Annotated in this window: 18 protein-coding genes; all 18 read left to right on the top strand. The window is 64.5% G+C overall.

From position 1 onward, the window contains the following. Nucleotides 1–902: 902 nt before the first annotated feature. The 18 genes from ACL02S_RS05675 to ACL02S_RS05760 all read left to right on the top strand — a co-directional run bounded on the left by ACL02S_RS05675 (nt 903) and on the right by ACL02S_RS05760 (nt 16022). Nucleotides 903–1511 (top strand): hypothetical protein, encoded by a 609-nt coding sequence (locus ACL02S_RS05675; RefSeq protein WP_412801228.1) that lies wholly within the window; start codon nt 903–905, stop codon nt 1509–1511. A gap of 21 nt (nt 1512–1532) precedes the next feature. Continuing rightward, complete coding sequence (locus ACL02S_RS05680; protein ID WP_412801229.1) at nt 1533–1970, top strand: hypothetical protein; 438 nt, start codon at nt 1533–1535, stop codon at nt 1968–1970. A gap of 143 nt (nt 1971–2113) precedes the next feature. Continuing rightward, entirely contained in the window at nt 2114–2698 is a 585-nt protein-coding gene (locus ACL02S_RS05685; protein WP_412801230.1) for a phage tail tube protein, read from the top strand. 116 nt (nt 2699–2814) lie between these two features. Next, nucleotides 2815–3105, top strand: a complete 291-nt coding sequence (locus ACL02S_RS05690; RefSeq protein WP_412801231.1) for a hypothetical protein — start codon at nt 2815–2817, stop codon at nt 3103–3105. Between the two features lie 68 nt (nt 3106–3173). Further along, nucleotides 3174–3482, top strand: a complete 309-nt coding sequence (locus ACL02S_RS05695) for a DUF5361 domain-containing protein (RefSeq protein ID WP_412801232.1) — start codon at nt 3174–3176, stop codon at nt 3480–3482. A gap of 186 nt (nt 3483–3668) precedes the next feature. Next, nucleotides 3669–6290, top strand: coding sequence for a hypothetical protein (locus tag ACL02S_RS05700; RefSeq protein WP_412801233.1), 2622 nt, complete (start codon nt 3669–3671; stop codon nt 6288–6290). After that, a complete protein-coding gene (locus ACL02S_RS05705; protein ID WP_412801234.1) occupies nt 6287–7180 on the top strand; it encodes a phage tail protein in 894 nt (297 codons plus the stop codon). Before ACL02S_RS05700 ends, ACL02S_RS05705 begins: the two co-directional genes overlap by 4 nt. Then, nucleotides 7180–8799, top strand: a complete 1620-nt coding sequence (locus ACL02S_RS05710) for a Gp37-like protein (RefSeq protein ID WP_412801235.1) — start codon at nt 7180–7182, stop codon at nt 8797–8799. Before ACL02S_RS05705 ends, ACL02S_RS05710 begins: the two co-directional genes overlap by 1 nt. Before the next feature lie 22 nt (nt 8800–8821). Further along, nucleotides 8822–9853 carry a hypothetical protein gene (locus ACL02S_RS05715; protein ID WP_412801236.1) on the top strand — a complete coding sequence of 344 codons (1032 nt, stop codon included), beginning with the start codon at nt 8822–8824 and terminating at the stop codon, nt 9851–9853. Between the two features lie 10 nt (nt 9854–9863). Next, a complete protein-coding gene (locus ACL02S_RS05720) occupies nt 9864–10937 on the top strand; it encodes a hypothetical protein (RefSeq protein WP_412801237.1) in 1074 nt (357 codons plus the stop codon). Between the two features lie 13 nt (nt 10938–10950). Continuing rightward, a complete protein-coding gene (locus tag ACL02S_RS05725) occupies nt 10951–11985 on the top strand; it encodes a hypothetical protein (RefSeq protein ID WP_412801238.1) in 1035 nt (344 codons plus the stop codon). Between the two features lie 99 nt (nt 11986–12084). After that, complete coding sequence (locus tag ACL02S_RS05730) at nt 12085–13380, top strand: hypothetical protein (protein WP_412801239.1); 1296 nt, start codon at nt 12085–12087, stop codon at nt 13378–13380. After that, the gene (locus ACL02S_RS05735) at nt 13377–13811 is read left to right on the top strand and encodes a hypothetical protein (protein ID WP_412801240.1); all 435 of its coding nucleotides are present in this window, start codon (nt 13377–13379) and stop codon (nt 13809–13811) included. The genes ACL02S_RS05730 and ACL02S_RS05735 overlap by 4 nt, the downstream gene beginning before the upstream one ends. A 63-nt stretch (nt 13812–13874) precedes the next feature. Then, complete coding sequence (locus ACL02S_RS05740) at nt 13875–14306, top strand: hypothetical protein (protein WP_412801241.1); 432 nt, start codon at nt 13875–13877, stop codon at nt 14304–14306. A gap of 59 nt (nt 14307–14365) precedes the next feature. Continuing rightward, complete coding sequence (locus ACL02S_RS05745; RefSeq protein WP_412801242.1) at nt 14366–15139, top strand: N-acetylmuramoyl-L-alanine amidase; 774 nt, start codon at nt 14366–14368, stop codon at nt 15137–15139. Continuing rightward, complete coding sequence (locus ACL02S_RS05750; protein ID WP_412801243.1) at nt 15139–15348, top strand: hypothetical protein; 210 nt, start codon at nt 15139–15141, stop codon at nt 15346–15348. The genes ACL02S_RS05745 and ACL02S_RS05750 overlap by 1 nt, the downstream gene beginning before the upstream one ends. Nucleotide 15349: 1 nt before the next feature. After that, a complete protein-coding gene (locus tag ACL02S_RS05755; protein WP_412801244.1) occupies nt 15350–15646 on the top strand; it encodes a hypothetical protein in 297 nt (98 codons plus the stop codon). A gap of 1 nt (nt 15647) precedes the next feature. After that, a complete protein-coding gene (locus ACL02S_RS05760; protein ID WP_412801245.1) occupies nt 15648–16022 on the top strand; it encodes a hypothetical protein in 375 nt (124 codons plus the stop codon). Nucleotides 16023–16025 lie beyond the last annotated feature (3 nt).

A 16025-nucleotide genomic window follows, 5' to 3' on the forward strand; every position in this document is an offset into this window, starting at 1 on the left:
CGGAGAGCACCCATCGACCGGGGCAATCCAGCGCCTTCGGTCTGCCTCGCGCCGGAGCGGTATCGGTTGGTTGCCCGATCGATACCGTCGACTGTGTTCTCCGTGCCGGATGCGCCGGGTTGGTCTTCTGGGTGTGCCGCATGCCTGAGTGCGGCAGTATCGGCCTCGTGGGTATGCATCCCGGCGTTGCTGTTCGCAGGCGCTGGGGATCGATCGTGAAAACGTATCTCTAGCTGCGGTTTTCCGTCGATTTCGATTCAGGTGTTGACAACTCGGTAGTCCTTAAGCCAAGATCTTCGCAGCGCCAGAGCTGCGCCCAAATCCCGAAAAACCGGGAACACTCCCTCCCCCAAGAACTTCCGATCAAGGCTCCGCCCACACCCGGCGGGGCCTTTGTCATTCCCACACCAGGCCAACGCAAACCCTGGCCCCACACGTGGCACGCCCCCGAAAACCCGTCGACAACAACGACACGCGGGCAGAGCCTGCCACCACACCACGCCCCGATCACACACAGGTCTCCCGCTACCCCTCACACCCAGCGGTCGCAGACCCAGCCGGCGCATCGGGGCGTCCCACCCCGCCCCCGGTCCCCTGTACCGGGGGCGGGGCCCCTACCGGCACCACAACAACTGCCGGAAAGACCAACGCGGTCAGCGGCCCCTTGCCCTGACCGCCCACCACATCCACCCGCATCACACCCGAGAAGGAGGTGAATCCATGGGCACCATCATCCTCGCCCTGCTCGAACTCGTTATCGACATCGCACCGGTACTCTTCCCGCTCCTGGGCCTGTGATTTCGCCCGACCCGGCCACCCGCACCCCAGCGTGCGGAGGGCCGAACGGATGCGCCGCATCCGGATTCCGCACGAACTATTGCCACAGGTGGTGACCACACGCCTTGTCCGACAAGGAAATCATCGAATCCGTCCAGTTCGCCAACCATCAACCCACACCGAACTACGTGCCGACCGAGGGCGGTCAGCTGGTGACCCCGGAGTTCCTGGCATTCATCCAACAGGCATTGAGCGGCACACTCGCCGACAACGCCGAAACCCAGGAACTGGACCCACAGGTCAAGGCACTGGCCGAAGAGCTGTCGGTGATCCACCTACCCGCCTGGCAGAGTAAGAACTCACCTCGGACCGCGGAAGCCACCGTCACCGGCATCAAGCAGGCGACACGAGTAGCGGAATATCTCATCCAACGCGGTGTACGCGTACACCCCGAGCTGGAGGAGATCCGCTGGGTCGCCACTCCAGGTGGCCCACCCGGCGCGTTCGACACCGGCATCCACATCACTAAAGATGCCGACGGCCGATGGCCCGCACCGGACCCGGAATCGTTCTACGACTTCGACGATATCGAGGTCACCCAAACTGATGCAGGCGCCTGGTGCGCCGTGCATCCCCGTGGCCTTTCCTTCCAGGCCGCGACCAAGACCGAAGCCTATGCGGGTGTGGTCGATCAGCTACGACAGCGGATCGAACAAGCCCGAGGGCAGCAATAGCTCACGAAAGGCGGTGACGCGGTGACCGAACGAATCGTGTTCCCCGACATCGAGAAGACGCTGGTCGACTACCTGGCCGCGGAACTCGCGGCGGCCGCTGACCCCTCGACAGTCGTCACCCGCGTGCCGGACCCGCGTCCGGCCCAGATGGTCCGGGTGGTCCGCGACGACCGCAAGCAGCGGTTGGATCACGAGGACGGATACGGCAAGCGTGGTCCGAACCTGATTCTGGACCGCCCACGGGTGATGTTCGAATGCACCGACGACTCCGGCGGAGCCGCTGGATTGGCCGCGCTGGTTCGGGCGATCCTGGCCGGTGCGTCCCCCGGTTATCTGGGCACGGTGTGGTGCGACGCCATCGAGGATGTCGGCGTCGAGAACGACACCGATCCGGAGACCGCTGCCCCACGGTATGTGATCACCGCCGATCTGTTCGTTCGCGGCTCGATTCTCACCTGAATCCGCGCGATACGGCTCTGCCGGGTCGCGCGGTCCCCCAAAACGTGCGGGGCGCTGTCCTCGCCCGACTCCCGTATGGGAGCCGAACCGAATAACAGAATCCCGATGGGCCTGCGCAACGATCCCAAAGGGAGAAAACGAAAATGGCTCTGCCTTCCAGCAAGTACATCGGCGCCGGCACCCCGATTTCGGTGACCGGTGGTGTGTTGGTCGCCCCGCTGGGCGCCACGCTGCCTATCGGCACCTCGGAAACTCCGGATGCCGCATTCAAGCCTCTCGGCTATGTGTCCGAAGACGGTATCGAGTCCAAGGGCGAGCGCCGGATCGAGATGGTCAAGGACTGGAACGCCGATATCATCGCGAACCTGCAGACCGAGCACTCGGTCCGCTTCGGTCTCACCCTGTACGCGGTGTGGGACCAGGATGTTCTCACCGAGGTCTTCGGCGAGGGCAATGTCACCCCGGCCCCGGCCACGGCGGATAACGGCAAGCTGTACACGGTCACCGAGACCGGTTCGGTGCTGCCCGCGCGCTCGTGGGTCTTCGATATGAAGAACGAGAACAAGAAGCTGCGGATCGTGCTGCCGAACGCCAAGATTTCGCAGGTCCAGGAGCGGAGGTTCGTCTCGCGGGAGCTGGCAGGCTTCACCATCACCGTCGAAGCGTTCAAGGACGACGCCGGTGTGAAGGCCTACCGCTACCTCGACGACGGCATCGTCACCGCCTGATAAGCCCCCAGCGGCGGCGGGATTCACCCCTATGCGCAGGCCCGCCCGCCGCCGCTGGGCCCTTTACCCAGAAATCGCCTGCGTACCACTACATATAACGAAAGGGTCTGTGCGCCATGACTTCCCCGAAAGCCCCGATTACGCTCAACCGTCCGACCCAGGTGAAGGACGATTTCGTCTACCAGGTCGACGGCGCCGAACTCCGGCTGCCCTCCCTGTCGTATCTCAAGCCCGGCCTGATCCGTCGTATCCGCCGACTCGGCGACGTCGACGCGATGTACACCCTGCTGGAGCTGACGCTCTCGCCTGAAGCGCTGGCCGTGCTGGATGATATGGACCCGGACGCCTACCACGAGCTGCTGGATGCCTGGCGCACCCACTCGGGGGTCAACCTGGGGGAATCCTGAGCCTCGATGCTCTGCTCGAAGAGCATTCCGAGGCGATCGAATACGACCTGATCACCCTCGGCTTACGGTTGCGTCAGCTGGGCAGCGAACTGTTCGGCTGGCGTGACCTCAAGGCCATCATCCATGGGCTGCCCGCCGATTCCGCGCTACAGCGTTCGCTGAATCCGGAGAACAGTCGCTGGCAGCTCGACAGTATGTTGCTCGCCGATATGGCCGATTCGCTGCGCTGGCTCATGTGGTCGAAGACCGAAGACGGGGTCCGTGGCCGGAACCGGCCGGAGCCGATCCGGCGGCCGGGCAAGAAGTCCGAGCGCGAGCGCGTCGGCACAGCTGTCGACATCGATCAGATGAACGACTTCCTCAACTGGGGACGGTAAAGGGCCGCCTGCGGCTGTATTTCTGGCCGCAGGCGGCGGCGATCCGCGGAAGTGGCCGAGAAAGTAGATGTGAATGTGGAGAAAACGATGAGCTCCAATGTGCGGATACCGCCGGACTCTAGGCGCCTTTCGGCGTCTGATATCAATACTTCTCGGCCCGAGGGGTCGCGCCCGGCGCTGATGTCGATGCCCGACATCCTGGCGATGGCGACCAACGGTCACCCCGCGCCGGGCCGGAAGCTGACCCTGCCCAGCGGAGCCGTATGGGCGGGCGGCGCGACCAGCGGGACATCGGTGATCACCGTGCCCGGTGCCGAGGCGACCGAGTTCGCCGCCGACACGGCGGCGAACGAGATCACCGGCGGTGCGGGCCGGATCGATTCGCTCGCCCGTACCTTCCACGAGATCCTCAGCGCGGTACCGACGTTCGTCGCGAGCTGGATCAGCGGCACGGTAGCCAGGGACGCGGAGCGGGCCAAAACCGGTATCAGTACCAGGATCGTCAAGGTCACTTCCCGCACTACCATCACCAACCCGGCCGGGAGCCCGACCGACCATGGCGCGGGTGATGTCATCGAGCAGTTGCCCGATGACGCCGCCGTGGTGGGTGATTCTGGTATCGACGACCGGACACCGATCCACCGGGCGGCAGGCGGCAAAGTATCCGGGCCGGGCGGGTCGCGCGAGGATGCGATCCCGGCCTGGCTGTCCAACGGCGAGTACGTGGTCAATGCCGCGGCTACGTCGAATACGCTTCCGTTGCTCGAGGCGATCAACGCGGGCTGGGTACCCTCGCCCGCGTATCTGTCGGGCATGGTGGCCGGATTCGCGGACGGCGGCCTGGTCGGTGATGCCGCATCGGCCGAGCGTTGGCGTGACCTGCTCGCGGATAATCTGCAGGTACCGAGCAAACCGGCAACCGAAGGGTTCCGCCCGCAGGATTTCGGCCTGTTCGGTTGGGCCGCTGATGCGCTCGGCACGCTGGGGAACTTCGCCGCCGATGCCGGTGGCGCGGCCGGCGCGGCGGTCGGCTCGGCTGTCGCACCGCTGTTCGCGCCGAACGGCCTGCTCGGCACGATGCTCGGTGGTTCATACACCGCGTCGACCGAGCCGACAGCTACCCAGCGCCGGACTTCGGATGTCGGCGCAGCGCCGGACCCGCTGACCGCGTCTCTGCGCATCGAACCCAAGGGAATTCCGCAGGGGCCCGCGGGCCAAGGGGTGTTCACCACCCCGATGGGCACGCTCGCAGATCTGCCCGCAGGCACCCAGAGCGCAGGGCTCACCCAGATGGGTGCGTTGGCCGATGCGTTCGGCCGTGGCCTCGAGGGCGCCGCTATGGCGGCAGGCAGCCGAGTCGGCGCCGCACTCGGCGCGGCGATCGGCCCGGCTCTCGGCCCTGCGGGCGTATTGGCCCCGGAGATCGGCGCCGAGCTGGGCAGTCTGATCGGTTCCCGATTCGGTGGGAGCCTGCGTGCGTCGATGACCGTATCGGGCCAGACCGGTCCGAACCCGGCGATCATGAGCAAGGACGGGACAGCGGGCACCGAGCTGGTGCCCGGTGTGGGGCTGGGCGGCAATCCGGCCGAGGAGAGTTTCGCACCGAGCCAGGTAGACGCAGGCGGTGTTGGTGGTGGCGGAGGCAGCGTCGGTGGTGGCGTGGGCGGTAGCTCCCAGCCGTCCTCCTCGGGGAGCGCGAATGGCGGCACCGGTGGCGGGGAGTGGAAGTATGAGCCGGACGCCATAGAAGGTGTCACCAGCGGTCCGTCCTGGGTGCACACACCCCCTGGCAGTAAGGCCAGCATCGCTTACCCGGCGGATCCGAACGGCCCGCTTGTCGTGCCCGATGTCCGTGGCGGCCTTTCTGTTCAGGACATTGTCAACGACCTGCGCAAACATCCGAAACTGTCGATCGGTGAGACCGGTGACGCGGCGGTGCCCGCAGGCGAGGCCGATGAGGCAGCCGCACCGGATACCGCGGTACCGGATACCGCGACACCGGACATCGCTGTTCCCGCTGTCGATGGTCTGGAGACTGATACACCCGAAAATCCGGTCAAGTATTACAACCAGTACGAAGGAAACTTCAACGATCTGAGCAAGCTGGCTGGTCAGAAGGTCGGTTCGGACTTCGGCAACACGGTCGATGCCATGCTCGGCGGAGGCCAAAGCCTGTTCGGTGGGAAAGAGGGCATATTCGGCACACTGGGCGCCCGGTTCGGCGACGCGATCGGCACGGCGTACGAAGACGCCGACCCCGACAACAACTGGTTGCACACCATCGGCACGATGGTCGGTAACGCCACCGGTATTCCATGGACACCGCTGGATCAGCAGCCGCCGCCTCCACCCACCTTCGAACAGCAGCTCGGTATGGTCGCCTTGCAGAGCGGTATCAGTGGTCTGCAGCAGGGCGGCCTGGTCGGCGGTATCACCGGCGCTGTTCGCGGTGTCGGGTCGGCGCTCGGCAGCACGGCAGGTCGGACCCTTGGCACCTTGGCGGCTCCATTCCTTGGTCCGGCGGGTGCGTTGGCCCCCTTTATCGGCGAGATGATCGGCTCCGTAGTCGGCTCGAGCGCCGCCGATTTCCTCACCAAGCCGATCGAGCTGGCGGCCGGTGCGGCCAAAGAGGAGATCGGCAGCGGCTTCGGCCTGGTCGATCTCGCCAAAGGCCAGGGCGGCCGGACCGCCCGTGGCGATATCTACAACTTCAACGGCATGGATCCCAAGAGCGCCGCTATCGCGGTGGAACGGGTCCGCCGACGCCGCACGGTGGCACAACAACGCGGAGGAGGCCTCGGCAGATGACCCACCAACTACTCGATGTCCACGACACCAAGATCGTGGTCTGGGACGTGAACGGCCGGGTATGGCACCTGTCCGGCGCGAATGCCGGACGCGAGGGTGTTCGGCTGTCCAATCAGCGGGGGTTCATGTTCGCCCCGACACAGCTGCTGGTATCCGAGGGCGCACGCCAGGACGGCGCGACCTTCCTGCGTTCGGTGCGCGCCAAGAAGGAGTGGGATTTCCTGGCGGTCATCGCGCCGTCGGCGAAGAACACCGGCGCCAACGCGGTCCGGGATTTCCACGCCGTGCACGATGCCTGGTTCCGTGGCTGGTCCACCGATACACCGAGCACGCTCGGGTTCTTCACCCGGCATCAGGGCTGGCGGTTCCAGCAGGTGCAACTGGACGCCGAACCCGAACCGATCAGCGAGATGGATCCGGCCCGTAACGCCCTCGCGGTGTACCGGATGTCGGCCACCGCCATGGACCCGCTGCAGCACCATTTCGAGGAGACCTCGGTATGGACCAACAGCGCGGGCCTCGGCGAGGGGATCGTGCGCGCCCGCAACGCTGCCGACCAGCCCGCATGGCCGCGCTACACCATGAACGGGCCGGGGCGCTGGGCGATTCTGGACCCGACCGGCGGCGATGAGCTGCGCCTTGTGCAGACACCGCTGTTGGAGGCCGGGCAGACGCTGCGCATCGACACTCATCCGCGCCATCGCACCGCACAACTGTATTCGGCTACCGGCTCCACCGAGCGGAACGTCTGGGCGCAGCTGGCCGGGCGCCGCTGGCTCGCCTCGTTGCCGCCGTGGAGTTCCACCGATATCACCGTCCAGGTCGAGGGCGGCACCGTGGAGTCGAGCTTGATCGTATCGGTGACGCCGCGGTCGTCGAGGCCGTTCTGATGGGGGCGCCGATGTGGGACCCGCAGGCCGAAGCACTGCGTATGGACCAAGTGCGACAGGCCGAGCTGGAAGAGTATCGCAATCCCGAAGTGCTGGTCCGTTATTGGGACAAGCTCATGCGTGAAGTGGGTGAGGAGCACAGCTACCTCTCCCTCGAATTCACCTATCCGCGCAATGCCGCGGGTGGTTTGAAGATGATCTGCCCGCGCGACATGGTCCACTTCGACCACCTGTTCAACAATCCTGACGGCGAAGACGCGACCATCCCGATCACGGTGAACACCAAGGGATTCCGTTGGGACGGCTATATCACCAAGGCGTCCATCGTGCGCGATGAGCACGGCGTGGAGACCGTTGATATCGAGGCCATCCACTGCTGGAATCACATCGCCACGATCTGCTGCTGGGCCAGTCCCTTCGCACCGATCCTGGCGCAGTTCCCACGGCATATGATCCAGTTCGGTCCGGTGCGCACCATCATCACCAACTACCTCACCGCGAATCTGATGCGGCTGCAGGCGCCGGGCTGGGCACCGCCGGACTCGGGGGACGATCCGGACTGGGACGGGGTCGGTAATACGCTGTTCCCGATCGCGGTGGTTCCGGTGAACCCGCTGACCGATACCAGTGGGTGGAGCGCCGCCTCGGCCCGGTTCGATATGGCCGACAAGCTGTTCGCGCCCATGCTGGAGGACTCGGGTGTGCTGCTCACGGCCCGGTTCTTCCTGCCGGGTGAGGACGAGCAGCCCGCACCGGAATGGTTCTACCTGGACCGGCCGACGGTCGTGTTGGAGACGGTGGACAAATCGGGTGTCACCGGCCCCACCGGCTCTTTGCTGGACGGAATCATCTCCTGGATCGAGGAGTTCAGCGATGACGGCACCACTCCGGTCCGCTACCCGAATTTCAACTCCACCACCGATTACGAGGCGGTGTACGGCGAGTACGGTCCCCGCGGAACCTTCAAGAATTTCCCGTGGGTGTGGTATTTCGAGGGCGAGTACTCCGGTATCGGACGCTCGGAGATCGCGCTGCACAAACCCACCGCCACCGACGTCATCATCGGCGGCCGGTCGCCGGGCTGGGTGAACGCGGGTATCGAGTTCGTGTTCAAGGGCCTGCTCTCGTTGGTCGGCCTCGACTTCCTGTATCGCGGTCAGCTCAACGACATCTTCCTGGCCTGGATGGTCTACCGGGATATGGAGCGGGTCGACCGGGCAGGCCCCTATGCCTTCCGTGAGCTGTACATCACCGGCAGTGATAAGGCCTTCAACCTCGACGGTCTGGTCGCCGCCCGCCAAGGCATGCACCTGACTCGTGGCTACACCAGCAAACGGGTCACGGTCGAAGACGGCGCGCCCTACATCCTCGGTAAGGACTTCCATCTCGGCGACCAGATCGGGTTCGCGATCGACAATCAGATCTTCACCGATTACGTGACCGAGCTGACCTTCACCGACGACCGCGAGACCGCCGCGCACTGGCAGATCGTCGTCGGCGACGGCTCCGACGAAGAGGACTCGATCGTCAAGGCATGGCAGCGGCTCGGCCGGGTCGCCGCCGCGGTCAAGGATTTGGCCACCGACGTCGGCGCCGACCTCGACCTGCTCATCTTCTGATCTCGTCTGTGAGGAGAAAACATTGGCCGACATCACTTTTCCGGCCCACATCACATTGCGCCGGACACCGGACGCCACCGGTCTGCCCGTCCTCACTGGTGAGGTAGCGGTCACCGACGAGGTCGCCCAGCTGCCGTTGCCGCCGGGCCCAGCGGGCCCACGGGGACGGGCCGGGCAGCCACGGACCACCTTCCGGAAAATGGGAGAGATCCCCAACGCGACGGGCCGCCCGACCGATCTGGGACCGGATGACCGTGGCAAGTGGTGGCACCGGCTCGACAACGACGGTATGGACGTGTGGACCGGCTCCCAGTGGCAGCATTCGCCGCAGGCCGTCGGACCGCAGGGGCCGTTGGCCTCGGCCAACACCATCACCGTCGCCGCGACCACGCACAAAGAGGAGCTGACCACGCCCGCGGTGGAGTTCACCGGCAGGGGCGCTGATCAGCAGCTGACGGCCACCGCACCGGCGGGCCCGCAGGGACCGAAGGGGCCAGCGGGTGCCTCCGAACCGATCGCGTCGGCGGATGATTACGACACGACGACCGGCCCGGCCCCCGGCTCGATTCTCGCGTATCACCGTGCCACGCAGAAGTTCCGGCCGATGCCACCGCCACTCGGTACCGGACCGTGGTCCTGGTATCAGGAGGATTTCAACGACAACCAGGAGGGCGATGCCAATGTCGCCCAGCTGATCGCGGGAAGCTTCCCCGTGCCCGCGCAGCCGTTCGACTGGCGGCCGATAGTGCAGGGGCATATGTCGGTGTTCGGCAGCAGCTCGAGTACCGAGGCGACGGTCCGGCTCGGTGGCTCGGATGGCGACGTGGTCGCCGCGACACCCAAGTCCAGTGGCGGTTATCTGATGTTGCCCCTGATTCCCTGGTACCGGGACAGCCAGAACAGCAAGTCGCTTTCCTCGGGCTCCACGTTCGGCACCGTGCCTGCGGGGCAGCCGGCAACCCTGGTAGTGACCGTGCAGCGTTCCAGCTCCGGCGGCGTCATCGGCTACAGCAGGACCATGGCCTCGCTGGTAGTCCACGCCCAGCCCATCTGATTGAGGTGACATGTCCACTGTAGGTGAATACTTCGAGACCACACTCATCCGTGGTATCGACGAGAACGCTGGTACGCCAGGGCTGCTCCAGTCGCTGCACGGCACCCCGCACGCAGGCGCACTCGAACTGATGACCGGAACACCGGGCCCGGAGGGGCTACAGGGTGAAGCGGGCGCCGCCTTCCGCTGGGAGGGCGATATCGCCGACCAGGCAGCACTGGCCGCGGTGGCGTCGAAACTGACCACCGCTCACGCGGGTAAGACGTGGCGATTGCTTGCCACCGATACCCTGATGTACTGGAATGGAACATCGTTCGACACCTTCGTCGACGCCTTCGGTGCAGCGGGCCCGGACGGTGAACCATGCACGGTGAACATCGGGACGGTCGACACCGGCCCAGCAGGCTCCGATTTACAGGTCACTGTCACCGGTACTCGGCCGAATCTGGTGCTGAATCTCACCGTGCCGCGCGGTATCAAGGGCCGTAAAGGCGAGCCAGGTGGCCCCGGACCCATCCGGCAGGCGCCGGACTATGCCGATGGCCCGCATGTCGACCGTGCGGTCCCGGTATGGGACGAGACAGCGCAAAAATGGAAACCGGGCCCTTATCCGGGCCTGCGCGGCCCCTGGTCGATCCTGGAGACCCAGGCATGGGACGGCGGCGCCGGTTTCGCCGAACCACAGAGCAATGTCTCTGGACCACTCACCGTCGCCCAGCTGCAAGTTCCAGCACAGGACACCGACTGGCGACCGGTCCTTTCCGGCGGCGTCATCACGGCGACCAACGAGTCGGTCGGGAACTTCAGCACTCGCGTCGATGCCGAGGTACGGATCGGCTCAGCCACCGGGCAGATCGTCGCACTCGGTACCGGGCTCCCATTCGGAGCACAGGGGTACTGCTATTTCCAGCCGTACTACGCCACCATGGATTTGACTCCCGACAGCACGATCGGGGTGATCCCGGCCGGTGAGCAGGCCACCCTCTTCGTGGTGCTGCGACGCAACAAAGGTAGCTCCAAATTCAGCTACATCCGCTCGAAGGCCCAGATCATCTGCTGGGCAAGACCTGTCGCAGCACAGTGAGACGGAGAACGAAATGACCGATCAACACAGCGTCGTCTACGACGACGACATCATGATCACCATGCGCGGGGTATCCGACTCGATCGGCTTGCCCTACACCGTGAACCCGCTCGAACTCATCGACCGCGAGGCGCTACTCGAGCTGCGCGAGGGTTCGCCGGGACCGGAGGGCGCGGAAGGCGACCCGGTGTGGCCGTGGCAATGGCAAGGCGATATCGCCGATCCGGCGACACTGCAGGCTTTGGGGCTTACCATCGCCGATGCTCGCAAGGCGTGGCGGGTGATCTCCGAGAATGCCATCTACTTCTGGACCGGGCTCGAATTCATCGCCTTCGACCAGGCATTCGGCCGCACCGGAAAACCCGGCGCGGCCAATGTACTGACCGGCGCCGCGGTCGCAGGCGCTACCGGCTCCTCCGCAAGTGCCAGGATCACCGGCTCGACTCCAGGACAAAAGCTCGAAATCACCTTCCCCGCAGGAGAAGCCGGTGATGTCGGTGATCCAGGCGCCGGTGGCAGACTGCAAGACGCCGCCGACGTACTGGTAGACGAGGAGCATCCGCTCGGCCAGGATTTCGTCCTGTCGTGGAGTACTGCGGCGGGCAAGTTCGTACCGATCCCCTCCCCGCGCTTGGGCGGACCTTGGGCGATCGGCGAGACCCAGTTCAGCGATGCCTCGAATCTGAACGATCCGAAAGTGCTCGCGGCTATCACTATTCCCGGTCAGCCGACGGCATGGAGTCCGCGAGTCATCGGATCGGTCGCCGTCTCGACGAGCACCGGTTCACGTGTCGACCTGGAGGTACGCATCGGTGGACCGGAGGGCGAACTCGTCGGATACGGCGTCGGCTACAACCTATCCAACTTCGGATGGATACCGATCGGTCCGAAGTTCAGCTTCCCGAAGTCGCCCGATTCAGACCTCGGCATTGTGCAACCCAATCAGACGGTGACCCTGTATGTCATCGCGAAACGCGTACTCGGTAACAGCACCTTCACGGTCAGGTCCAGTTCCGCGCAGCTCATCGTCTTCGCGGAAAGCGTCTGAGTTCGCGTCTCCCTATTCATCGCGACCGGTGTCTTCCTCTCCGGTCGATCCCATTTCGCATGCCGAATCCGGCTGCGGCTGTTCGAAAGGCATTGATCCATGGCCGATCTGCCCCCGTTGAAGTACGGAAAAGTCGTCGGGCGATTCCTCGCCAATGTCATCGACGGCCCCGATCTCGGCGATCTACCGGAATTCCCACCGCTGAGCGGCACCATCACCTTCACCGCCGACGCACCGAAGGTACTGGTCGCAGGCGCACAGCCGAATCCGGCCACCTATGTCCAGCTACCCAAGCACTATGAATGCCAACTGGACGAGTTCGGGTATCTCACCTGGCGCGGAAAGCCCGGTGTGCGGTTGGTCGCACCCGGTAGCGCGACCAATCCGGCCGAGTGGACCTGGCGGGTGTCGTTCGACCTGGCCTACGACGGTGATCGAGTTCCGCTCGATTCGTTCAGTTTCGTTGTTCCCGAATATATTCCAGGTCCTGACAGCGACGATCCCGATACCGGTTCGGTCGGGCTGGTCGATCTCACCCTCGCCTCACCCGTGCCCGCTTCCCAGGGCAATGCCGTGGTCACCGGACCGCGTGGTGCGGGCATCCAGATCGACGGCCAGGTCGCCACGTACAGCGAACTGCCTGCGACTCCACAGGAGGGCGCACAGTACATCGTCATGGCGGACGAGCTGCTGTACGTGTATCACGAGGCGGCTGGCGGCTGGACCACGGATGGGCAGGGCATCACGGTGCGCGGGCCCGCCGGCGCCAGCGAGTGGGAAGGCATCACCGGCAAACCGGCAACCTTCCCGCCCACCATCGGCTCCACCTCGACCACCGCCGTCGCAGGCGACGACCCCCGGTTATCGGACGCGCGGACCCCGACCGCGCACACCCACACCTCGAATCAGCTCACCGACTCGACCGCCATCGGCCGTTCCGTGCTGACCGCGAGTGACGCCGCTGCGGCTCGCGCGGCCGTCGGTGCTGTCGCTACCGACGACCCCCGGCTGACCGACGCCCGCACCCCCACCTCGGCTGGGCAGATCTACGACATCGCGTTCAAGTCGCACAGCGGAACCCGTGCGGTAGGTGCGGGCAATGTGATGCCGGAGGGCGTGCGCATCGAGCGCACGATCACGGTCAGTGCGGTCACCTACCGCGGCGAGACCGCGGGCACCGGCAACCTCGTTGTAGAACTCCGGCGAAACGGGACGACCGTCGCGGGCTCCTCGGCGACTATCGCGGCCGCCAGTCAGACCGGTGACACGACGATCACCCCAACCACACCCTGGACGTTCAACCCCGGTGAGCGGATCACCGTGCACATCACCACGGTGGATACCAGCGCGGGTAAGGGTCTGCAGGCCAGTATGAAGGGCAGTGTCGTCGCATGACACTCCTGGTAGTGGGTGGCATGCAAGTACTGATGCCGATGGGTATGAATAAAGCCACCCCGGAGATTCCTTTCTCGAAAGGCCGCGCTCCGGTGAAGATCACCGGATGGACTGCACGCGACGGTTACCCCGACACCGTCATCAGCGGTGCCGACGAGTTGATCGTCAATGCCTCTGGTGTTGTCACGGTGCATTGCCATATCGAGCTTTCGGGCAGTGTGGGATTTGGTGAAAAAAGACAATTCGATCTCATGCTCAACGACGAGTCGAAGAGTTCGATCGAAAGCAGCGCGAATTCGATAGACCTGACTTCTCCACCGATCGCTCTGACGGCGGGTGACCGTCTGTGGATAAGCATGATCGGATCTGCTTACTACTCCACGACTGTGAAAGCGGGCGTGGACACCTATCTCTCCTTCGATCTCGCCTAGTCGTCGCACCGAGCCGCTGGCTTCGGCCGCATCGACCAGTGGCAAGAAAGGCGGCATCGTCGCATGACACTCCTCGTGGTAGGCGGCACGCAAGTGCTGATGCCGATGGGCATGAACAAGAACACCTCGAACCAGCCGATCCCATATGGCGACCCGGTGAAGATCACCGGGTGGACCGCACGTGACGGCTACCCCGGTACCGTCATCAGCGATGACGAGTTGATCGTCAACGCATCCGGTGCGGTCACGGTGCATTGGCATATCGAGCTTTCAAGCGGCTCGGGATTCGGTCCGAAAAAAAGACAATTCGATCTCATGCTCAACGAAGAGTCGATGAGTTCGATCGAAAGCGGCTCGGATTCGGCGAACCTGCCCGATGTATCGATCACTCTGACGGCGGGTGACCGTCTGTGGATAAGCATGATCGGATCTGCTTACTACTCCACGACTGTGAAAGCGGGCGTCGACACCTATCTCTCCTTCGATCTCGCCTGATCAGGCGGACCGCGGCGGCTTGAATTCCCATCGAACAGCCGCGAGAAAGGCAAGCAACCATGTCATGGACCGGTGATCCGGTGTGGCTGGCGGATGTGCTCCGCGCCGAGGGTTTATCGGTAGTGGAGTTTCCCGGCTGGCGCGACCGTGGCCACGGCGACTTCCGCGAAATCTGGGGCATCGTCGCCCACCACACCGGCAGCTCCCGCACCCCGCCCCGCGAGATCGCCTACGGCCTGCCCACATTGAAAGGCCCCCTCTCGCAGCTGCATCTGGCCCAGGACGGCACCGTGACCGTGGTCGCGGCCGGTGTCGCCTGGCACGCGGGAGTAGGCCGCTGGCCCGGGTTGCCGGAGGACAATGCCAACGCCAACACCATCGGTATCGAAGCCGTCAACAACGGCACCGAAGGATGGAGCCGCGCCCAGTACGACGCCTATGTCGCTTGCTGCGCGGCGATCCTGCGGCGTCTCGGACACGGCGCCGAACGGGTGATCGGTCACAAGGAGTGGGCCGGCCGCAAACAGGGCAAATGGGACCCCGGCGGTATGGATATGGATCAGTTCCGCGCTGATATCGCGGATCGTTTGAAAGGTGAGGTGTTGCCGGTGCTTTCGGATTCCGAGCAGCGTGAGTTGTTGGACAAGGTGCGGCGGGTGCATTTGGAGTTGACCGGTGCGTTCCAGTCGCGGGTGTCCGATTCGGGGTATTGCGACACTCTTGCTGGGTATGTGTTGAATTCCGATGCCGCTGACTATCGCAATGAGCAGCGGTTGCGGGCGTTGGAGTTGAAGCTGGATCGGGTGTTGGCCGCGGTCGAGGAGGCATCCTGATGCGTATCACTCGTTTTCCCGAACCCGCGTTGGTGCGTTCGGTGCTGGTCGCGGTGACCGGTGTGCTGGCGTATCTGCTGGGCCGTCAGCTCGATACGTCTTGGATCGAGCCGGTGTTGACGCTCTATGGCTTGTTGTCACCGATTGTGGCCGGGGTGTTGATCCGGCCGGTGGTTACTCCGGTCGATGGCCTGGACGGTGGGAGTTGAGGTGGATACCTTTCTGGATCCTGAGTTGGTTCAGGCGTGCGGGGTGGCGCTGGCGTCGGTGATCGGTGCGGTCACCGCGTGGGAGGCGCGGGAGGTATCGAAGCTGCGGCGGCGAGTGGAGTCGCTGGAGCAGCAGGCCCTCGATGACAAGAAGCGGTTTCGGGAGGCGATTGTGTTGATTCGTGCGTTGCAGCGGCATATCGATGAGCTGCGTGGTTTTCTGCGTCTTCATCTGCCTGGTCATCAACCACCCACGCCGGATTACCGTATCCCGCCGTCGTTGCAGGAAGAGATCTGACATGACATGTATTTACCGATTGCCGGTCGATGTCACCACGGAATGGACCGATGTCCTGGTTCCCGTTGATGGCCGATTGGTGCACGCGCGCACGGAGTTCGGTCGTTTGGTCACGTATTGGAGTCATGAAGGCGATTCCGATACCCCGGTGACCGAGGTGTGCCGTGTGCGTATCGATTCGTTGCCGTTGGCTCCTGGTGCGGGGCCGGAGTTCGTTCGTGGGGTGTCCGGGTTGCCGGGTGCGGTCGCGTTCGTGGTCGAGGAGCGGTTGTTGTGGGTGTATCAGCAGCCACCGGACACCGATCCCGATCCGGGGGAGGGCTCCGTGGCGGGTGAAGAGCTGAGCGAGGAGCCCGCTGCTGAGGGTAATGGCTGAATC

This window comes from Nocardia spongicola, assembly GCF_047200775.1.
In the GTDB taxonomy this organism is placed as follows: Bacteria; Actinomycetota; Actinomycetes; order Mycobacteriales; family Mycobacteriaceae; genus Nocardia.